At 33.7% G+C, this 16,085-nt stretch carries 16 protein-coding genes; 5 read left to right on the forward strand and 11 right to left on the reverse strand.

The window, feature by feature from the left end; genetic code table 11:
- Nucleotides 1-142 precede the first annotated feature (142 nt).
- On the forward strand, nt 143-1,357 hold the full coding sequence (locus ACXGSQ_RS10385; protein ID WP_458626133.1) for a peroxiredoxin family protein: 1,215 nt from the start codon (nt 143-145) through the stop codon (nt 1,355-1,357).
- A gap of 221 nt (nt 1,358-1,578) precedes the next feature.
- Here the strand turns inward: ACXGSQ_RS10385 and ACXGSQ_RS10390 are convergent, their stop codons facing one another.
- Genes ACXGSQ_RS10390 through ACXGSQ_RS10410 form a run of 5 tightly spaced genes read right to left on the reverse strand, consistent with a single transcriptional unit; the run spans nt 1,579 to nt 3,828 of the window.
- The gene (locus ACXGSQ_RS10390; protein WP_458626134.1) at nt 1,579-1,791 is read right to left on the reverse strand and encodes a hypothetical protein; all 213 of its coding nucleotides are present in this window, start codon (nt 1,789-1,791) and stop codon (nt 1,579-1,581) included.
- 50 nt (nt 1,792-1,841) lie between these two features.
- Nucleotides 1,842-2,819 (reverse strand): permease, encoded by a 978-nt coding sequence (locus ACXGSQ_RS10395; RefSeq protein ID WP_458626135.1) that lies wholly within the window; start codon nt 2,817-2,819, stop codon nt 1,842-1,844.
- Nucleotides 2,812-3,219, reverse strand: a complete 408-nt coding sequence (locus tag ACXGSQ_RS10400) for an OsmC family protein (protein ID WP_458626136.1) — start codon at nt 3,217-3,219, stop codon at nt 2,812-2,814. Before ACXGSQ_RS10400 ends, ACXGSQ_RS10395 begins: the two co-directional genes overlap by 8 nt.
- 15 nt (nt 3,220-3,234) lie before the next feature.
- Complete coding sequence (locus ACXGSQ_RS10405) at nt 3,235-3,471, reverse strand: thioredoxin family protein (protein WP_458626137.1); 237 nt, start codon at nt 3,469-3,471, stop codon at nt 3,235-3,237.
- A gap of 51 nt (nt 3,472-3,522) precedes the next feature.
- Entirely contained in the window at nt 3,523-3,828 is a 306-nt protein-coding gene (locus tag ACXGSQ_RS10410; protein ID WP_458626138.1) for an ArsR/SmtB family transcription factor, read from the reverse strand.
- Nucleotides 3,829-4,077: 249 nt separating this feature from the next.
- On the opposite strand from ACXGSQ_RS10410, the gene ACXGSQ_RS10415 reads away from it, so the two are divergent.
- Complete coding sequence (locus ACXGSQ_RS10415) at nt 4,078-4,233, forward strand: YqaE/Pmp3 family membrane protein (protein ID WP_458626139.1); 156 nt, start codon at nt 4,078-4,080, stop codon at nt 4,231-4,233.
- Nucleotides 4,234-4,247: 14 nt separating this feature from the next.
- On the forward strand, nt 4,248-4,880 hold the full coding sequence (locus ACXGSQ_RS10420) for an SDR family oxidoreductase (RefSeq protein WP_458626140.1): 633 nt from the start codon (nt 4,248-4,250) through the stop codon (nt 4,878-4,880).
- 119 nt (nt 4,881-4,999) lie between these two features.
- On the opposite strand, the gene recG is transcribed toward ACXGSQ_RS10420, so the two are convergent.
- From recG to ACXGSQ_RS10450, 6 genes are all read right to left on the reverse strand, one after another.
- Nucleotides 5,000-7,102 (reverse strand): ATP-dependent DNA helicase RecG, encoded by a 2,103-nt coding sequence (gene recG / locus ACXGSQ_RS10425; protein ID WP_458626141.1) that lies wholly within the window; start codon nt 7,100-7,102, stop codon nt 5,000-5,002.
- A gap of 193 nt (nt 7,103-7,295) precedes the next feature.
- Nucleotides 7,296-8,753 carry an AMP-binding protein gene (locus tag ACXGSQ_RS10430; protein ID WP_458626142.1) on the reverse strand — a complete coding sequence of 486 codons (1,458 nt, stop codon included), beginning with the start codon at nt 8,751-8,753 and terminating at the stop codon, nt 7,296-7,298.
- A gap of 12 nt (nt 8,754-8,765) precedes the next feature.
- Nucleotides 8,766-9,746 carry an NAD(+) synthase gene (gene nadE / locus ACXGSQ_RS10435; RefSeq protein ID WP_458626143.1) on the reverse strand — a complete coding sequence of 327 codons (981 nt, stop codon included), beginning with the start codon at nt 9,744-9,746 and terminating at the stop codon, nt 8,766-8,768.
- Nucleotides 9,747-9,754: 8 nt separating this feature from the next.
- Nucleotides 9,755-11,746 (reverse strand): asparagine synthase (glutamine-hydrolyzing), encoded by a 1,992-nt coding sequence (gene asnB, locus ACXGSQ_RS10440; RefSeq protein ID WP_458626144.1) that lies wholly within the window; start codon nt 11,744-11,746, stop codon nt 9,755-9,757.
- Nucleotides 11,747-11,769: 23 nt separating this feature from the next.
- Nucleotides 11,770-12,018 (reverse strand): acyl carrier protein, encoded by a 249-nt coding sequence (locus ACXGSQ_RS10445; protein WP_458626145.1) that lies wholly within the window; start codon nt 12,016-12,018, stop codon nt 11,770-11,772.
- A 189-nt stretch (nt 12,019-12,207) separates the two neighbouring features.
- Entirely contained in the window at nt 12,208-12,810 is a 603-nt protein-coding gene (locus ACXGSQ_RS10450; protein ID WP_458626146.1) for an acyltransferase, read from the reverse strand.
- 400 nt (nt 12,811-13,210) lie between these two features.
- Here ACXGSQ_RS10450 and ACXGSQ_RS10455 point away from each other — a divergent pair, with 400 nt between their 5' ends.
- Together ACXGSQ_RS10455 and ACXGSQ_RS10460 are read left to right on the forward strand one after the other, a co-directional pair.
- Nucleotides 13,211-15,178, forward strand: a complete 1,968-nt coding sequence (locus ACXGSQ_RS10455) for a M1 family metallopeptidase (RefSeq protein ID WP_458626147.1) — start codon at nt 13,211-13,213, stop codon at nt 15,176-15,178.
- Nucleotides 15,178-16,083, forward strand: coding sequence for a patatin-like phospholipase family protein (locus ACXGSQ_RS10460; RefSeq protein ID WP_458626148.1), 906 nt, complete (start codon nt 15,178-15,180; stop codon nt 16,081-16,083). Before ACXGSQ_RS10455 ends, ACXGSQ_RS10460 begins: the two co-directional genes overlap by 1 nt.
- The last annotated feature ends 2 nt before the right edge of the window (nt 16,084-16,085 follow it).

The raw sequence follows: 16,085 nt of genomic DNA on the forward strand, positions 1-16,085 counted from the left end.
CAACGGTCGTGAGCGTTTGTATTCTGCTTGGTTTACGAAAAATGATGTAGCGCTTGTTGAAAACATCGCTTTTTGAAGTTTATATTGAAAAATCATTCCAAATGACGATTTTTAGCAATTAATTAGAATAGAACCGTATTATATGAAGAATAGTTTAAGCATTTTGGCCATCCTTATATTGGTTTCTTGTAAAACAGAAATTACACCTAAAACCCTGCAAAAAGGGATGTATAGAGCCGTTTTAGAAGTGCAAGATGAGCAGGAGTTACCTTTTAATTTTGAAGTAGAATCCGCTCGTGCTATCAAACTATTTAACGCGGAAGAAGTCATTGACGTTAATGAGATTACCTATAAGAATGATTCTGTTTTTATTAAATTACCTGTGTTTGAAGGTTATATTGCTGCAAAATTTGAAGGGTATAACCTTAAAGGTAGCTTTATTAAAGAAAGTTTAGATCGTGTTGTTCCGTTTTCTGCCACTTATAATGATGATAAGCGTTTTAAAATAAAATCGAAGCCATCTCAAAATAGTACTGGTATTTGGGAAACCGTTTTTAGTAAAGGCATTGTTGATGACGAATATATGGCCAAAGGGATTTTTAAACAAGAAGGGGGAAAAGTCACAGGAACCTTTAGAACTACAACAGGTGATTACCGTTATTTAGAAGGAGTAATGGATGGAGATATAATGAAGCTGTCTACGTTTGATGGAGCTCATGCCTTTTTATTTACAGCAACCGTTACCGATTCTACAATGGAAGGCTATTTTTATTCTGGTAACCACTGGAAAGAACCTTTTATAGCCAAACGCAATGCTACTTATGAATTGCCAAGTGCTAATAACCTTACGTTTGTAAAAGAAGGTTATGATGGTATTGATTTTCAGTTTCCAAACACTTCAGATGAGTTAATAGCTCTAAAAGATGATCGTTTTAAAGACAAAGTTGTGATTGTGCAAATTATGGGAACTTGGTGTCCTAATTGTTTAGATGAAAGTAAATATTACGCAGAATTCTATCAAGAGAATAAAGATGAAGGCATTGAAATTGTAGCTCTGGCGTTTGAATATGCTAAAACAAGAGAAGATGCTTTTAGTAGAATAGATCGTTTGCAAGAAAACGTAGGTATAGATTACCCTATCCTTTTGGCGCAATACGGAACTTCAGATAAAGCTAAAGCGCAAGAGAAACTACCGATGTTAAACCATGTGTTGTCGTATCCAACTTCAATTTTTATTGATAAATCAGGCAAGGTACGGAAGATTCATACCGGATTTAATGGTCCAGCAACGGGTGAAAAGTATGTTGAGTTTAAGGCTGAATTTGAAGGATTTGTTCGTAAATTGTTGAAGGAGTAGGGAGGTTCGCTTAACATTAATGATACCATGCCGTTTAAATGCCTTATTAACAATTTTAAAACACTAAAGGGGCAAATTTTATAAATGTTTGCTTTCAAACGATCTTGTAATCAATAGTTTTTTAGTTTTCAATAAGCGGTCACATATGATTATAATTTGTTCTCAGTATTAGGTCGATTAGTCCAATAGTTTTGTGAAAATGGAAACATAATACAGCTCAATTATAATTCTGAAAAATAAGTGTTTAATGTATATTTTGTATTAGCATCAATGGCTTTGCAAGTCATGCATCTGTGGGTAGAGTGGAAGTCTAAAATCTCAATTTTTGAAACAGATTGGTCTATGGCCTGTTCTTTACTTTTGTCTTGTTTGTTGCAAGCTGTGAGTATTAAACCAATGGTGAAGAGGGGTGAAATTTTTAGTATTTTACTCATTTTAGTTTGTTTTCGTGAATCTTAGTTGTCATTTTTAAATGATTTATGGGTTATAACAATAGGTTGAATACATATCCTGAAATGATGATGCAAAGCGTGACAACACCAAAAAAGATGGCTATTAGTTTTAGGGTCATTACTTTCTTTAAAAGCATGGCTTCGGGTAAGGATAAACCTACAACTCCCATCATAAAAGCGATTGCAGTGCCTAAAGGAATACCTTTAGCAACTAATACTTGAACGACAGGAAGTATGCCTGAGGCGTTAGAATACATAGGGACTGCAAAAATGGTAGCAATAGGTACCGCAAAAAGATTGTCTTTGTCCATGTATTGTTCAAAAAAGCCTTCAGGAATATAGCCGTGCATAAGGCCTCCAATGGCAATACCTACAATAACATAAGGTATAATGCCTTTAAGTATTTTTAGGACTTCGTTCCAAATGACAGGTAAGCGTTGTTTTAAGGTTTGTTTTTCGGCAATAAAGGTATCTTGATCTTTTTGAGCATTTGCTAAAAGGTCTTTTACCCAAGGGGTTAAGTGTCGCTCTAGTTTTAATTTTTGAAGAATAACACCTGAAACGGTTCCTAATAAAATACCGCTAATCACATAAATAATGGTGGTTTTTATTCCGAACAATCCAACAAAAAGTCCAATAGCAACTTCATTAACCAAAGGGGATGTAATTAAAAAAGCAAAGGTGACACCTAATGGGATTCCTCCACGTACAAAGCCTATAAATAACGGAACAGAAGAGCAAGAACAAAACGGTGTTACAACACCAAAAAAGCTTGCCATAAGATATTCTAAACCGTATAATTTATTTCTTGACAGGTAATTTTTAACTTTGTCGATAGGGAAATAACTATTCACAATTCCCATAAAAAAGATGATAACAAAAAGTAAAATCAGAATCTTTGTAGTGTCGTAAATAAAGAAGTTTAGGGCTTCAGCTAAATGTTGACCCTTATCTAAATTAAAAACATGATAGACCAACCAATCTGCAATATTTTGAACCCAGTTAAACATTTTCTTTAGTAATAATGGTTCCTGAGATGGTACTCGATAATTTTACAGTATTATAAATTGTGCCAAACTTTTCTATGTTTTTTTTAAGTAAGTCTGTATTTAATGTTTTGTCGTTGCTGTAAATAGTTAAACTATATTCAATATTATCCATCCGTGGTGGATGCTCTAATCGTGTTGCGTGCACTGTAATTGTAGCTTTGTTGTAGCTAAATTTCATCATTCCTGAAAAACGTTCTACGTTTTTTAATATACAAGCAGCAAATGAACTTAAAAATAGCTCTGCAGGATTGGGTAAGGTTTTGGTTGTTTTTGAGGTTGTACCAAAATCAATATAGGATTCTTTAATATGAACAATAGCGTCGTCGTTTGAAGTTGAAGACGCTTGGATTTGATAATTCATAAACATGAAATTTAATTAGTTTAAAAGTGCTATTACTTCCTCTTTTGAAGGTATTCTGCCTTTTACTGTGATAACATCATCGATGACCAATGCGGGTGTGCTCATAACGTTGTACGTCATGATTTCCATAATATCCTCAACTTTTTCAATGGAGGCATCAATATTGTTTTCTGAAACAACTTCTGAAACAACTCTTGTTAATGATTGGCATTTTGGACAACCTGTGCCTAGTATTTTAATTACTTTACTCATAATGTTTGAATTTGTTTATCGCCAATAGACGATTTGATTATTAAAAAAATATCAATCAAAAAATTGCTGAAATAGTGATTTTGCAATCTTCCAGTTATTTTGGTTAATACAGTATTTTATTTTTGGTGGTTTCAATTCTCCTTGAATTAAACCTGCGTTTTTTAATTCTTTAAGATGTTGAGAAATTGTAGATTGTGCTAAAGGAAATACCTCTACCAAGTCACTAGTAAAGCAACAAGATTGTCTTTCAAGATGTTTTAAAATGGCAATGCGTGTTGGGTGTCCTAAGGCCTTTGCAAATTTTGCTAAAGCCTCGGTATTTTCTTTGTATTCTATGGGGTCTAAATTTCTTTTCACCGGTTATGTGTTTTGCTTTAGGTCAGCTATGATTTTCTAATTAGTATTAGGTTGTTTTTTATTGTCTATCGTGAAATTACGATTGGTTTTTGAAATGAAATTTGACATTTATCACATTTGCTAAGTTTTTTTTGAGAGTATATGGAGCAAACTTTGTTTGTTTTAATATGCGCTAACATAAGTTGTATTCAAGTCAATAGACCATAATCCTTTATCCTAATTTTGTATTGAACCAAAAAAAACAAACGAATGTCTTTATTAACTATAATCTTATCTATTCTCTTGCCGCCATTGGCTGTGTTTATAAAACACGGTTTAGGAACCGAATTTTTAATTAGTATTTTGCTTACCCTAATAGGTTGGTTTCCAGGAGTGATTTATGCGTTTTATGTTAATAGTAAATAAAGAATAATCAAATTATGGAAAATATATTAGTAGCTGGTGCTAATGGAGCCACAGGAAAACAGGTTGTTGATCTTCTAAAAGCATCACAATATTTTAATCCAATTGCTATGGTGCGAAAAGAAGTGCAACAAAAGCAATTTGAGGACGATGGAGTAGAAACGGTGCTTGCAGATTTAACCAAAGATTTAACGCATACTGTAAATGGTGTGGATAAAGTGATTTTTGCTGCTGGTTCTGGTGGGAAAAATGTAATAGAAGTGGATCAGGAAGGCGCTAAACGCTTAATAGCGGTTGCTAAAATGGCGAATGTTAATAAATTTGTGATGCTGAGTTCAATGGGGGCAGATCAACCTGAAGCTTCAGAAGAATTACAAGCGTATTTAGAAGCTAAACAAAATGCAGACGACCACCTTAAAAACAGTGGGCTTAAATACAGCATTGTAAGACCAGGAACTTTAACTAATAACGAAGGTAAAGGAACTATAGAGCTAAAAGAAAAATTACATAAACGAGGTGAGATTAGTAGGGCAGATGTGGCACAAACCCTCGTTAAATCTTTAAATGATGATGCGCCATATAATACAACATTCGAAATTTTGGAAGGTAATACTATTATTGGTGAAGCTCTGAGCCAATTAAAACAATAGAAAAAAGGAAATTTACCCGTTGGGTAAATGGTTAGATAGCGCGAAAAGAGATACTTTTTTATAAAGTATCTCTTTTTATTTGTATTAAATATTGAGTAATGATCTTGTAAACGTGTTAGTTAGCTAATGTAGTTCCAGATATTGCGATATTTGCTCATTTGTCTGTAAGTGTTCAAAATAACTTTATGTTCAGGCGCAGCTAAGCTAGGATCTTGTTTTAGAATACTTTTAGCGTAATAGCGGGATTGCTCTAAAATATCCTTGTCTTTAACAATGTCTGCGATTCGTAAATTTAAAACACCACTTTGTTGCGTGCCCATAATATCACCAGGGCCACGCAGTTTTAAATCCACTTCAGCGATTTCAAAACCATCACTACTGCGAACCATGGTTTCTAGTCTAGTTTTACTATCCTGACTCAGTTTATGACTCGTCATTAAAATACAATAACTCTGTTCGGCACCACGACCAACACGACCACGTAATTGGTGCAATTGCGATAAGCCAAAACGTTCTGCACTTTCAATAATCATTACTGAAGCGTTTGGGACGTTTACACCAACTTCAATGACGGTTGTGGCTACCATTATTTGAGTTTCACCTTTAACAAAACGTTCCATTTCGTAATCTTTGTCGGCAGGTTTCATTTTACCATGCACAATCGAAATTTGATAATCTGGCATAGGAAATTCTCTAGAGACACTTTCGTAACCATCCATCAAATCCTTATAATCCATTTTTTCGCTCTCTTGAATTAAGGGGTAGACAATATAGATTTGTCTTCCTAAAGCGATTTCATCTTTCATGAATTTAAAAACTTTTAGGCGATTATTGTCGTAACGATGTACTGTTTTTATAGGTTTTCGACCTGCTGGTAATTCATCAATTACAGAGATGTCTAAGTCACCATATACAGACATGGCTAAGGTTCTCGGAATTGGAGTGGCGGTCATCACTAAAACGTTGGGAGGTAATTCGTTTTTATGCCATAACTTACTCCGTTGGGCGACTCCAAATCGATGCTGTTCATCTATAATCGCAAGGCCTAAATTTTTGAATTTCACCTTGTCTTCAAGCAGTGCATGTGTGCCAATTAAGATCTGTAAATTCCCATTTTCTAGATTTTCATGAATTATCTTTCTGTCTGAAGTTTTAGTTGAACCTGTTAATAATGAAACACTGATGTTTAATGGTTTACATAATTCACTTATTCCTTGGTAGTGTTGGGCTGACAAAATAGCAGTCGGAGCCATTAGACAACATTGAAAATCGTTGTCAAGTCCCATGAGCATTGACATAAAGGCTACGATAGTTTTACCAGAGCCTACATCTCCTTGTAAAAGCCGATTCATCTGTGCATTACTACCTAAATCGAGTCTGATTTCTTTTAAAACACGCTTCTGTGCATTGGTTAATTCAAAGGGTAAATGGTTTTTGTAAAAGGTGTTAAAATAGTCGCCAACTTTATCAAAGGAGAAGCCTTTGATTTTTGATTTGTGAATGAGATTTTTAATAATTAATTGCAGCTGAATGTAAAATAATTCTTCAAATTTTAATCGAAATTGAGCTCTTGCAAGAAGCTCTGGAGTCTTCGGAAAATGAATATTAAAAAGGGCCTCTGATTTTGGAATTAATTTTAATTCAGTCATCACTGAATCAGGCAAGGTTTCAATAAACCGACCGTTGGTTTCCAAAAACAATTGCTGCATAATTTTGGTAACGACTTTGTTTGTGATGCCTTTATTTGATAATTTTTCGGTTGATGGGTATATGGCTTGCATGGCAGAACGTAAGTTGCTCTCATGCTCAGATTTGAGTTCAATTTCGGGATGTGGCATGCTGTATTTGCCATTAAACCAATTGGTTTTTCCAAAAATTACATAGGGTTGACCTGTTTTTAGGTTGTCTCGTATCCATTTTTGACCTCTAAACCAAACGAGTTCCATTATTCCGCTGTCGTCTCTAAAGTTAGCAACTAGGCGTTTGCCTCGTTTTTGGGCCACTTCTTTAAATCCGGTTATGACACCAACGATTTGAACTTCAGCATTGTTACGCTGTAATTCATTTATTTTATAATATCTGGTACGATCTATATAACGATTAGGAAAAAGATTTATGAGGTCTTGATACGTTTGAATGCCTAATTCTGAGCGTAACAAATCCGCTCGGTTTGGGCCGACACCTTTGAGATAATCAATGGGAGTTTGTAAATTCACACTCATAAGAACGAAATTAAACTATTTCGTTATAAAGTAAAAGTTCAAAATGGCTCTTTGATTATTTTATTGAAAATAAATTAATGGTGTGAAAAGGTGCAAAGATTTTAATTTGATATGACAGGAAAATGTTTTCGTTAATAAGGTGCTTTATCTCAAAACGTTGTCAAATTTAATATTTGTAGTTTTAGTGATTTTCTTAACACTTTTTCTTACCAGTGGCACTCATTTGTATAGTGTTTTTAAAAACAAATTTTTGAGGAATTTTATGAGCTGCTAAATGTTTAGCACATTTTTGAAGTATGTTTTCTTTTATTTGGTCTTCATTATGGTTTGTGTTTAGTGTAATTGTGGCTTGTATGGCTTCGCCTAAAAGATTGTCGTCAAAACCAGAGATTGTACAGTCTATGACTTCAGGTATAGATAGAATTACTTCTTCAATTTCCTTAGGGCTTACTCTTTTGCCACGAACTTTTAGGATTTCTTTTTTTCGAGCGACGATGTAGATAAATCCGTCTTTGTCGGTTTTGGCCAAGTCGCCTGTGTGGAGCCAACCGTTTTTTATAGTTAAGTTTGTTGCTGTTTCGTCTTTGTAATACCCTAGCATGATGTTTTCACCACGCGCTAATAATTCGCCTTCTTCATTGGTTTTGGTAATTTCACCTTTTTCATTAACAATTTTTAATTCAACATTTGGAATGGCTTTTCCTATGGAGTCTGTTTTTGTTTTGATGAATTCTGGAGGTAAATAAGATAAGCGTGCGGTAGCTTCAGTTTGTCCGTACATGATGTAGAATTCCTTAGATGGGAATGCTGTGGTGAATTCATCAATAAAAACGGAATGTAGTTTTCCTCCTGCTTGTGTTGCGTATCGTAAACTTGGGAACGTTTCAGTTTTAAAGGATTGTGATTTTTTTAGTAGAATCTGAAAGTGGCTAGGTACTCCTGCAAAGCCAGTGCAGTTATAATTCTTTAAATCGTTGATAACGGTTCCTAAAAACATGAAATTATTATTTAAAACAATTGAACCTCCAACTCTTAAATGGGTGTGTAATAATGATAAGCCATAGCAATAATAAAATGGTAATACAACTTCCATAATATCTTTAGAGGTGAGCTTAAGATATTCAATAATAGAATTGGTGTTAGATATAATATTGTGATGACTAATCATAACTCCTTTTGGTTTTCCTGTGGAACCAGAAGTGAATATTATTTCTGCAATTGGGTTTAAATAATTTGTAGAGGTGGTTGTTGTATGTTTCTTGTTGCTAGTTAGTTGTGTGTGTTTTGTTTCGTCTACAAGATTAATCGTTGAAGAGCATTCTAATTTGCGTTGCGCAATTTTATCTACAAAAATAGTTTTGCATTCTGTGGTGTCAATAATGTAATCTAAATTGCTTTGTTCAACGGCAAAATCTATTGGAACACACGTGTTTCCTGATTTTAAAATGCCTAAATATGCGGTTATAAAGAAAGCAGAATTAGAGCTTATTAATAGAATGTTTTTGCCTTTTCCAATAGTTTCGTTTAAATAGGATGCAATATTTAGGCTATCGTTATATAATTTTTTAAAAGAGGCTGTTTCTTTTGTGCCTAATAAGAAATCTTTATCAAGATTTTTGGACGTTTCAAACAGATAATCAAAAACATTCATAAGAATAGGTTTTTAAAATATTGGTCGCATTCTTAAGTATTCTGTAGTCTTTTTTTTGCGCTCAAAGTTTTTATAGATGCTTTCGATCTCTTCTTTAGTTTTGTTCATCACTTTACTAACTTCTTCAGCTGAATAGTTGTTCTCCCAACCATACCACATGAGATCCATTTGTTCAAATGGCATTTGATAAAAGAAATCTTCTTGGGTTTGTTCTGCTGTATACGTATCTGTGGTCGGTGTTCTGTCTATAATTTCTTGAGGCACTCCCAAGTGTTTTGCTATTTGATAAACTTGGGTTTTGTATAAATGACCAATTGGCATTACATCAGCCGCTCCATCGCCATGTTTAACAAAGAAGCCTTGTTCTACTTCGTGTTTGTTTGGAGTGCCAATAACGGCATAATGCAGTCGTTCGGCATGATAATAAAGCATGCTCATTCGGCTACGTTGTTTAAAGTTTGTAGATGCTACAATTTGAAGGTATTCTCTAACGGGTAATAATTTACTTATCACTTCTCCATTTGGTTTTATAGCCGTTACAGAAAAGGCTGGTGGTAAATTAGAGGCTGCATCTTGCTTGATTTCAATTTTTGCTTTATCAACAGTTGGGTTAAAATCAGTAATAACTCTAGCGATAGCTTCATCTCTTCTTTGGTAACAGCCAAAACCACTTAAAGCTTGTGTGATATCCTCTACTAAGGTGTCAGTAACACCAAATTTTGCTGCTAATTTTTCGGCTAGTATTCTGCTGTCATCGCTAGAATCTTGTTCGGGTAACATGATTGCAGTCACCTTATTTGGTCCAAAAGCTTTAGCTGATAAGGCTAGGCAAACAGAAGAATCAATACCTCCGCTAATGCCAATAACAGCACCTCTACGTTGCAGTTTTTTTGCAACATCGGTTTTTAGTTTTTTTATGATGTCATTGCAAACGGTTTCAATATTTTCAATATGCAATAGGTCTTTAGAAAAAGGTTTGTTTGGTGTTTTCATAATTAATTTTATGTTACAGTTGGTGTGTCTATTATTGTTTTATTCAATACTACAAGTTCATGTTCTTGTAGTTTTGGAATGGACTTGTTAATAAATAGATCATATAATATTTGAGTTGATAAAACGGCTGTAATTGCCATATTATCAATTTCAGAGACCTGTTTGTTTTGTTTCATTTTATTTATGAGCTGGTTTACAAAGTCTGGATTAAAAATTCCATAACTTGTAATGTTTTCTTCGGATAACATGCTGCTTAAATAGGGCGGCATCTCTTCAGAAAAGAAAGTGCTTCTTATGGGGGCTCTATAGGCTTGTTTAGATCTGTTTAGTATAGATTCTGGGATTCTGCCTTTCATCATATATTTTAAAAGATATTTCTCATTTAAGCCTTTAAGTTTTAAGTCTGGATTTAGTGTCATACAAAACTCAATCACTCTGTGGTCTAAAAAAGGATAGCGACCTTCTATAGAGTTTGCCATTCCCATGCGGTCTCCTTGTGAAGACAATAGGTACTTAGACATGAAAAAGTTAATTTCAATCCACTGGGCTTTTGTAAGGTAGTCATAGCCGTTTAGTTGCTCTTTTAATTGGTCTTCAATTTTAGAAATTGGATGGTAATTAGAAATGACTTCTTGGTAGGGTTTGGATAAATAATTATTGATGCGAGAAGTGTTATTCCATCGCAATAAATGCGAATAAATAGGTGAGGACGTCTCGTTCAGTTTATATCCAAAAAAGAGTTTTAATATGTTGTTATTCGCTTTGCTAATTTGTGGAATATATGGATATAGTTTTTTTAGCAACAATGGACGATACTTAGATTGCGGATCTTTAGCCCAAAAGTGTTTAATCTTGGTTTCTTTAAAGATGTTATAACCTCCAAAAAGTTCATCTGCACCTTCTCCAGTAATCACCACTTTGATATTCTGAGCTCGTACGCTTTTAGCTAATAAATTCATTGGAGTAGGAGCTGTACGCAGTAGTGGGGCTTCTGCATGCCAAACGACCGCTTTAAAGCTATCTGAAATGTCTTTAGGACTGCAGGTGACACTAGAGTGTTGTGTCTCAAAATAATCTCTAGCAATGTTTTGATACGATGACTCGTCAAAATCTTTTTCAGTAAAACCAATCGAAAATGTGCGAAGGTTGTCTGGTGATATTTTCTTTATAAAGGCAGTCGTTATGCTAGAGTCTAAGCCGCCACTTAAATAGGCTGCAATAGGAACATCTGCTCTTAATCTTAATTTTACAGCATCTGTAAAAAGCGCTTCAAACGCATCTGCTGCTTCGTTTACTGTATTGAATTTATAAGCATTAGGCCTTGTGATGGGGAGCGTCCAATACGTCTTAATGGATTTTGAATGTGCATTAATGGTCATGTAGCTACCTGGAGGTAGTTCAGAGACGCCTTCAAAAATCGTGTCTGAAGATAATGACGTCCAAAACGTGAAATATTCTGATAATGTTTTTTCGGAAATCTTTGGGTGAAACTCAGGGAATTCTAAAAAGGATTTAATCTCTGAAGCAAATACAAAGGAGTCTCCAATTGTAGTGTAAAATAATGGTCTAATGCCTACTCGGTCTCTTGCTAAAAATAATTCTTGTTTAGTTTTATCCCAAATAGCAATAGCGAACTGGCCATTTAATTTATTAAGAAACTCTGGGCCATATTCTTCGTATAAATGCACAATAACTTCCGTGTCGCTTTGGGTTTTAAACGTATGATGCTTTGCTAATAATTCGTCTCTTAGTTCTATGTGGTTAAAGATTTCACCGTTAAAGACAATCCATAAATCGTCGTTAGCATTAGATAATGGCATTGTACCTGTGGCTAAGTCAATAATACTAAGACGCACGCTACCAAGACCAGCAGATTTAGATACGTAAATGCCGCTTTCGTCAGGACCTCTGTGCTTAATTCTAGTAAGCATTCGTCTTAGCGTGTTAGCTTTATCTTTTGTGTCTAAATTAAAATTAAAAAAGCCTGCTATTCCACACATATTTAAAGAATAAAAGTTCGAAATTACATTTTACTCTCAATGAAGGCTATAATGTTATTAATCGATTGAAAGTTTTCGACAACGAGTTCTTCATCACTAGTTGTTAAGTTGAATTCTTCTTGTAAAAATTCAATTAAAAATAATAAACCCATAGAGTCTAGGATACCTTCCTCAAAAATAAGAGTGTCATCTTTTATCTTTTCGATATCATCAAACGTAGATTGGATAATATAATTTTTTATTTTGGTTTTTATATCGGTTTCTATATGCATTATTAGGTTATTGTTATCTATAAATTGTTTAACGTATTTTGAATTTGTAATTCAAACATTTTGCTATTAAGAATCACAAACTTATTAATTGTCTTACAAGAATATCTATTGATGTATTGAAAGGTTTATTGTATAATTGTTCATAAATAGGGTGTTTAAACAGTTAAAAGTGTTGTATGTAATTGAAGCTTAATTGTTGTTTTGTTTTAGTGTTTCAAGGAATTTTTGTTTTTTATGTAATAAATTTTTAGATCGTTTTGTGAGTTTTTTTAACGGGTTTCCAGTATACAATGTCCATGAGCTCAAATTTGAGCTAACTAGAGATAAAGCCCCAACCGCAGCTCCTTCTCCAATAAGAACATTAGGAAGTATTGTGCATCCAGCTCCGATTATGGTGTGTTCTCCTAGTGATACCCTTCCTTTTTTCATGGATTTGTATGAATCCGGTATTGTAGGATTTGTTAATGAGTTACCTGAATAATCATCTGTTTTACTGTATATTTTTACACCTTGAGAGAGTCCACAAAAATCGTTAAGCTCTATACCATCAGATGCTAGTAAATGGCAATATGAAGCAATATGTACAAAAGATCCAATATTTAAATATCCAGTTCCAGGTGCTATGAGGGAGCAAAATGAATCTATGATAACATTATGGCCAATAGAGATATTGTGAATGCCAAAAATTAAACAATTTTTAGCGATTTTAACATTTTTTCCAAGGGATTTAAATCCAAGTGGTTCTAAATCACTATTGTCGTAATAACCAATTTCAAAAAGGTTTGTGGTCATTGGAAGTGTTTTAATTAAAATCTTGATATTTAATTGTATAAGAGAAATTTAACAACGTAAAGGTACGGATAAAATTAAAGAAAAACATGATTTTTGTCAGTTGGCAAATAAGGAATCTTTATAATAATTGAAATTAGTTTTAATATTAAAAAGAGGATTGTATTCTGAAGGCAATAAGTCTGCTTGGTTGAGATCAATGTTTTTGAGATGGTCGGGGTGCATTTGTACAATAACAATTAAAACTTTTGTTAATTCTGTTGAAAAAGGAAGTTCTGTTTTGTTATTTTGAGCCTAAATAGAAATCTTATATTTTTAGTGTATTTACGAGATTTCTCAATCGGACCTCATTCGAAAAGACAGAAAATCGTATTTTGGTCTTTATTCTCACTTAAATTTCATGATGAAGAAAATTGTAGTCGTTTTATGTATATTCATATTTAATTTATCTCTTGCTCAGCAGACGGATTATTTGGATTTTAAGAAAGCCAAAGTTTCTCTAGACGCTTTTGATGAAAATTTAAAAAAGGTTATTGGTAAGGTCGATTATGTGTTTGACGTACTGAAGCCCGTTGATTCTATATTTTTAGATTCGAAAAATATTCATGGTTATATCGTCTCGTTGAATGGTAACGATAATATTAATTATTATGTTGAGAATGATAAGTTTTGGTTGATTCATAAGCTTAGACCTTCTAAAGACAATGTTTTAAGTCTAACGTTTGAGGCTAATCCTAAAAAGGCATTGTATTTTCTTAATCGAGATAATGATACTCAAATCTGGACACAAGGTCAAGGTAAGTACACCAGTAATTGGTTACCAAGTTTAGACGATGTAAATGATAAAATTGAATATGATTTTTCAATTACATTCCGAAATGGTTATGAAGTTCTGGCTAACGGAAAACTAATAGATAAGCAGGTTGGAGATGCTGTAACAACCTGGAAATATGATATGAAACAACCAATGTCTAGCTATTTGGCAGCAATAGTAATTGGTAAATACAATAAAAAAACAGCGACTTCTAAAAGTGGTATTCCTTTAGAGTACTATTATTATGTAGAAGACTCTTTAAGAGTTGAGTCAACCTATCGTTATTCTAAACAACTATTCGATTTTTTAGAAGAAGAAATAGGGGTTCCTTATCCATGGAAAAACTATAAACAAGTGCCTGTGCACGATTTTTTATATGCAGGAATGGAAAATACAAGTCTTACGGTGTTTTCAGATGCTTTAGTTGTTGATGATATTGCTTTTAACGATAAAAACTATGTTGGTGTTAATGCGCACGAGTTAGCGCATCAATGGTTTGGTGATTTGGTAACGGCTAAATCTGGAGAGCATCATTGGTTGCAAGAAGGTTTTGCTACCTATTACGCACTTTTAGCAGAACGCGATGTTTTTGGCGATAATTATTTTCATTTTAAATTGCTTGAGTCCGTCCTAGAGCTAAGTAGGCAAGATCTTTCAGGGAAGGGTACATCACTTTTAGATCCAAAATCTAGTAGTTTAACGTTTTACCAACGTGGTGCTTGGGTCTTGCATGCGTTAAGAGATAAAGTGGGGGAAGTTGTTTTTAAGAAAGCGGTTGAAAATTACTTAAAAAAGTATCAATTTAGCACTGTTGAGACATCTGATTTTATTGTTCAAGTTGAAAATTTATATGGTCAATCCTTATCTCATTTCGTTAATTATTGGATAAAAAATAAAGCTTTCCCTTATGAAGCGGCGTTTTCTATATTGAAACGACAATCAACGTTTATTAATGAATACGCGATGGTCGATTGTGAAGCCAAATCGTCAAAATGTGCTGAGTATCTTAAATATTATGTGTCTGATGAGGCTAAAGTGAAAATTATTTCACAAGTACCAGAATTAGTAACGGCAGATACGTTTAAGAATAGCTTAAAGGTGCGTCAGGCTATAGCAGAACATGTGACTAAGATACCAGAGGATTTAAAAGGAGAATATGAGTCATTGCTAGATGATAAGTCTTATATTACTATTGAGAAAGCCTTGTATAATCTTTGGGTTAATTTTCCTTTAGAGCGTTCCAAGTATCTTTCTAAAACACGTGGTAAAATGGGTTTTAGCGATAAAGGCTTGCGAATGTTATGGATTATTTTGAATTTAAACACTCCTTATTACGAGGCAGATGGTAAGCAAGAATTGTTTAATGAGTTGGTAAGCTATACCGGAGAAGCGTACAATGCAGATGTAAGAATCAATGCGTTTAATTATTTGGATTTAATAAAATCTTGTAATGAAGCATGTCAATCTAATTTAGAATTGGCAAAATCACATCACAACTGGCGATTGGTTAAGTTTGCCAAACAATTATCAGAAAAACTAGAGAAAAAAGAAAATTAATGCGAGCATTGGTCATATCTGGTGGAGGAAGTAAAGGTGCATTTGCAGGAGGTGTGGCTCAATATCTCATTGAAAACAAAAAGCATAAATATGATTTGTTTATTGGAACTTCAACAGGTAGTTTGCTAGTGTCTCATTTGGGGTTAAACAACGTAGAAAAAATAAAGGCTGTTTATACGAATGTTAATGATAAAGCTATCTTTGATAGTTGCCCGTTTACAATAAAGAAGAAGAAAGGGGTTCAAACTATTGGGATTAATCATATTGAGGTGCTTCGGAATTTTATAAAAGGGCATAAAACATTTGGGACTAGTCTTAATTTGCGAAAACTAATTAAACAAACCTTAACATTAGAAGATTTTAAAGTTTTAAGAGGTAGTGGTGCTGATATTGTTGTTACGGTATCTAACTTGTCACTGAATCAAGTAGAATATAAATCTATTAGAGATTTTGACTATGAGGAGTTCTGCGAATGGATATGGATATCTTGCAATTACACACCATTTATGTCGTTAGCTAAGAAAAATGGTTGTGAATATGCGGATGGAGGTTTGGGGTCTATGGTCCCAATTGAAGAAGCTATTAAGCGCGGCGCTACAACGGTAGACGCTATTATTTTGCAAACAGAAGTGAGTCAGTTAAATAGGATGCCATCGACCAATGCTTTTTCTTTGTTGACTAACATGTTTGCATTTATGTTAGATAGGATTGAAAGTCAGAATATTAAAATCGGGAAGTTTGTAGCGTCTAATCACGATGCAATTATTAATTTTTACTATACTCCAACAGTATTAACTACCAATTCTTTAATTTTTGATAAGGTTAAAATGACAAAATGGTGGGAGAGTGGTTTTAATTATGCGAAGCATAAAAATGAAGCCTTAAGTCCTTTAGAAATAGAATAATT

Source organism: Winogradskyella sp. PC D3.3 (assembly GCF_054366245.1).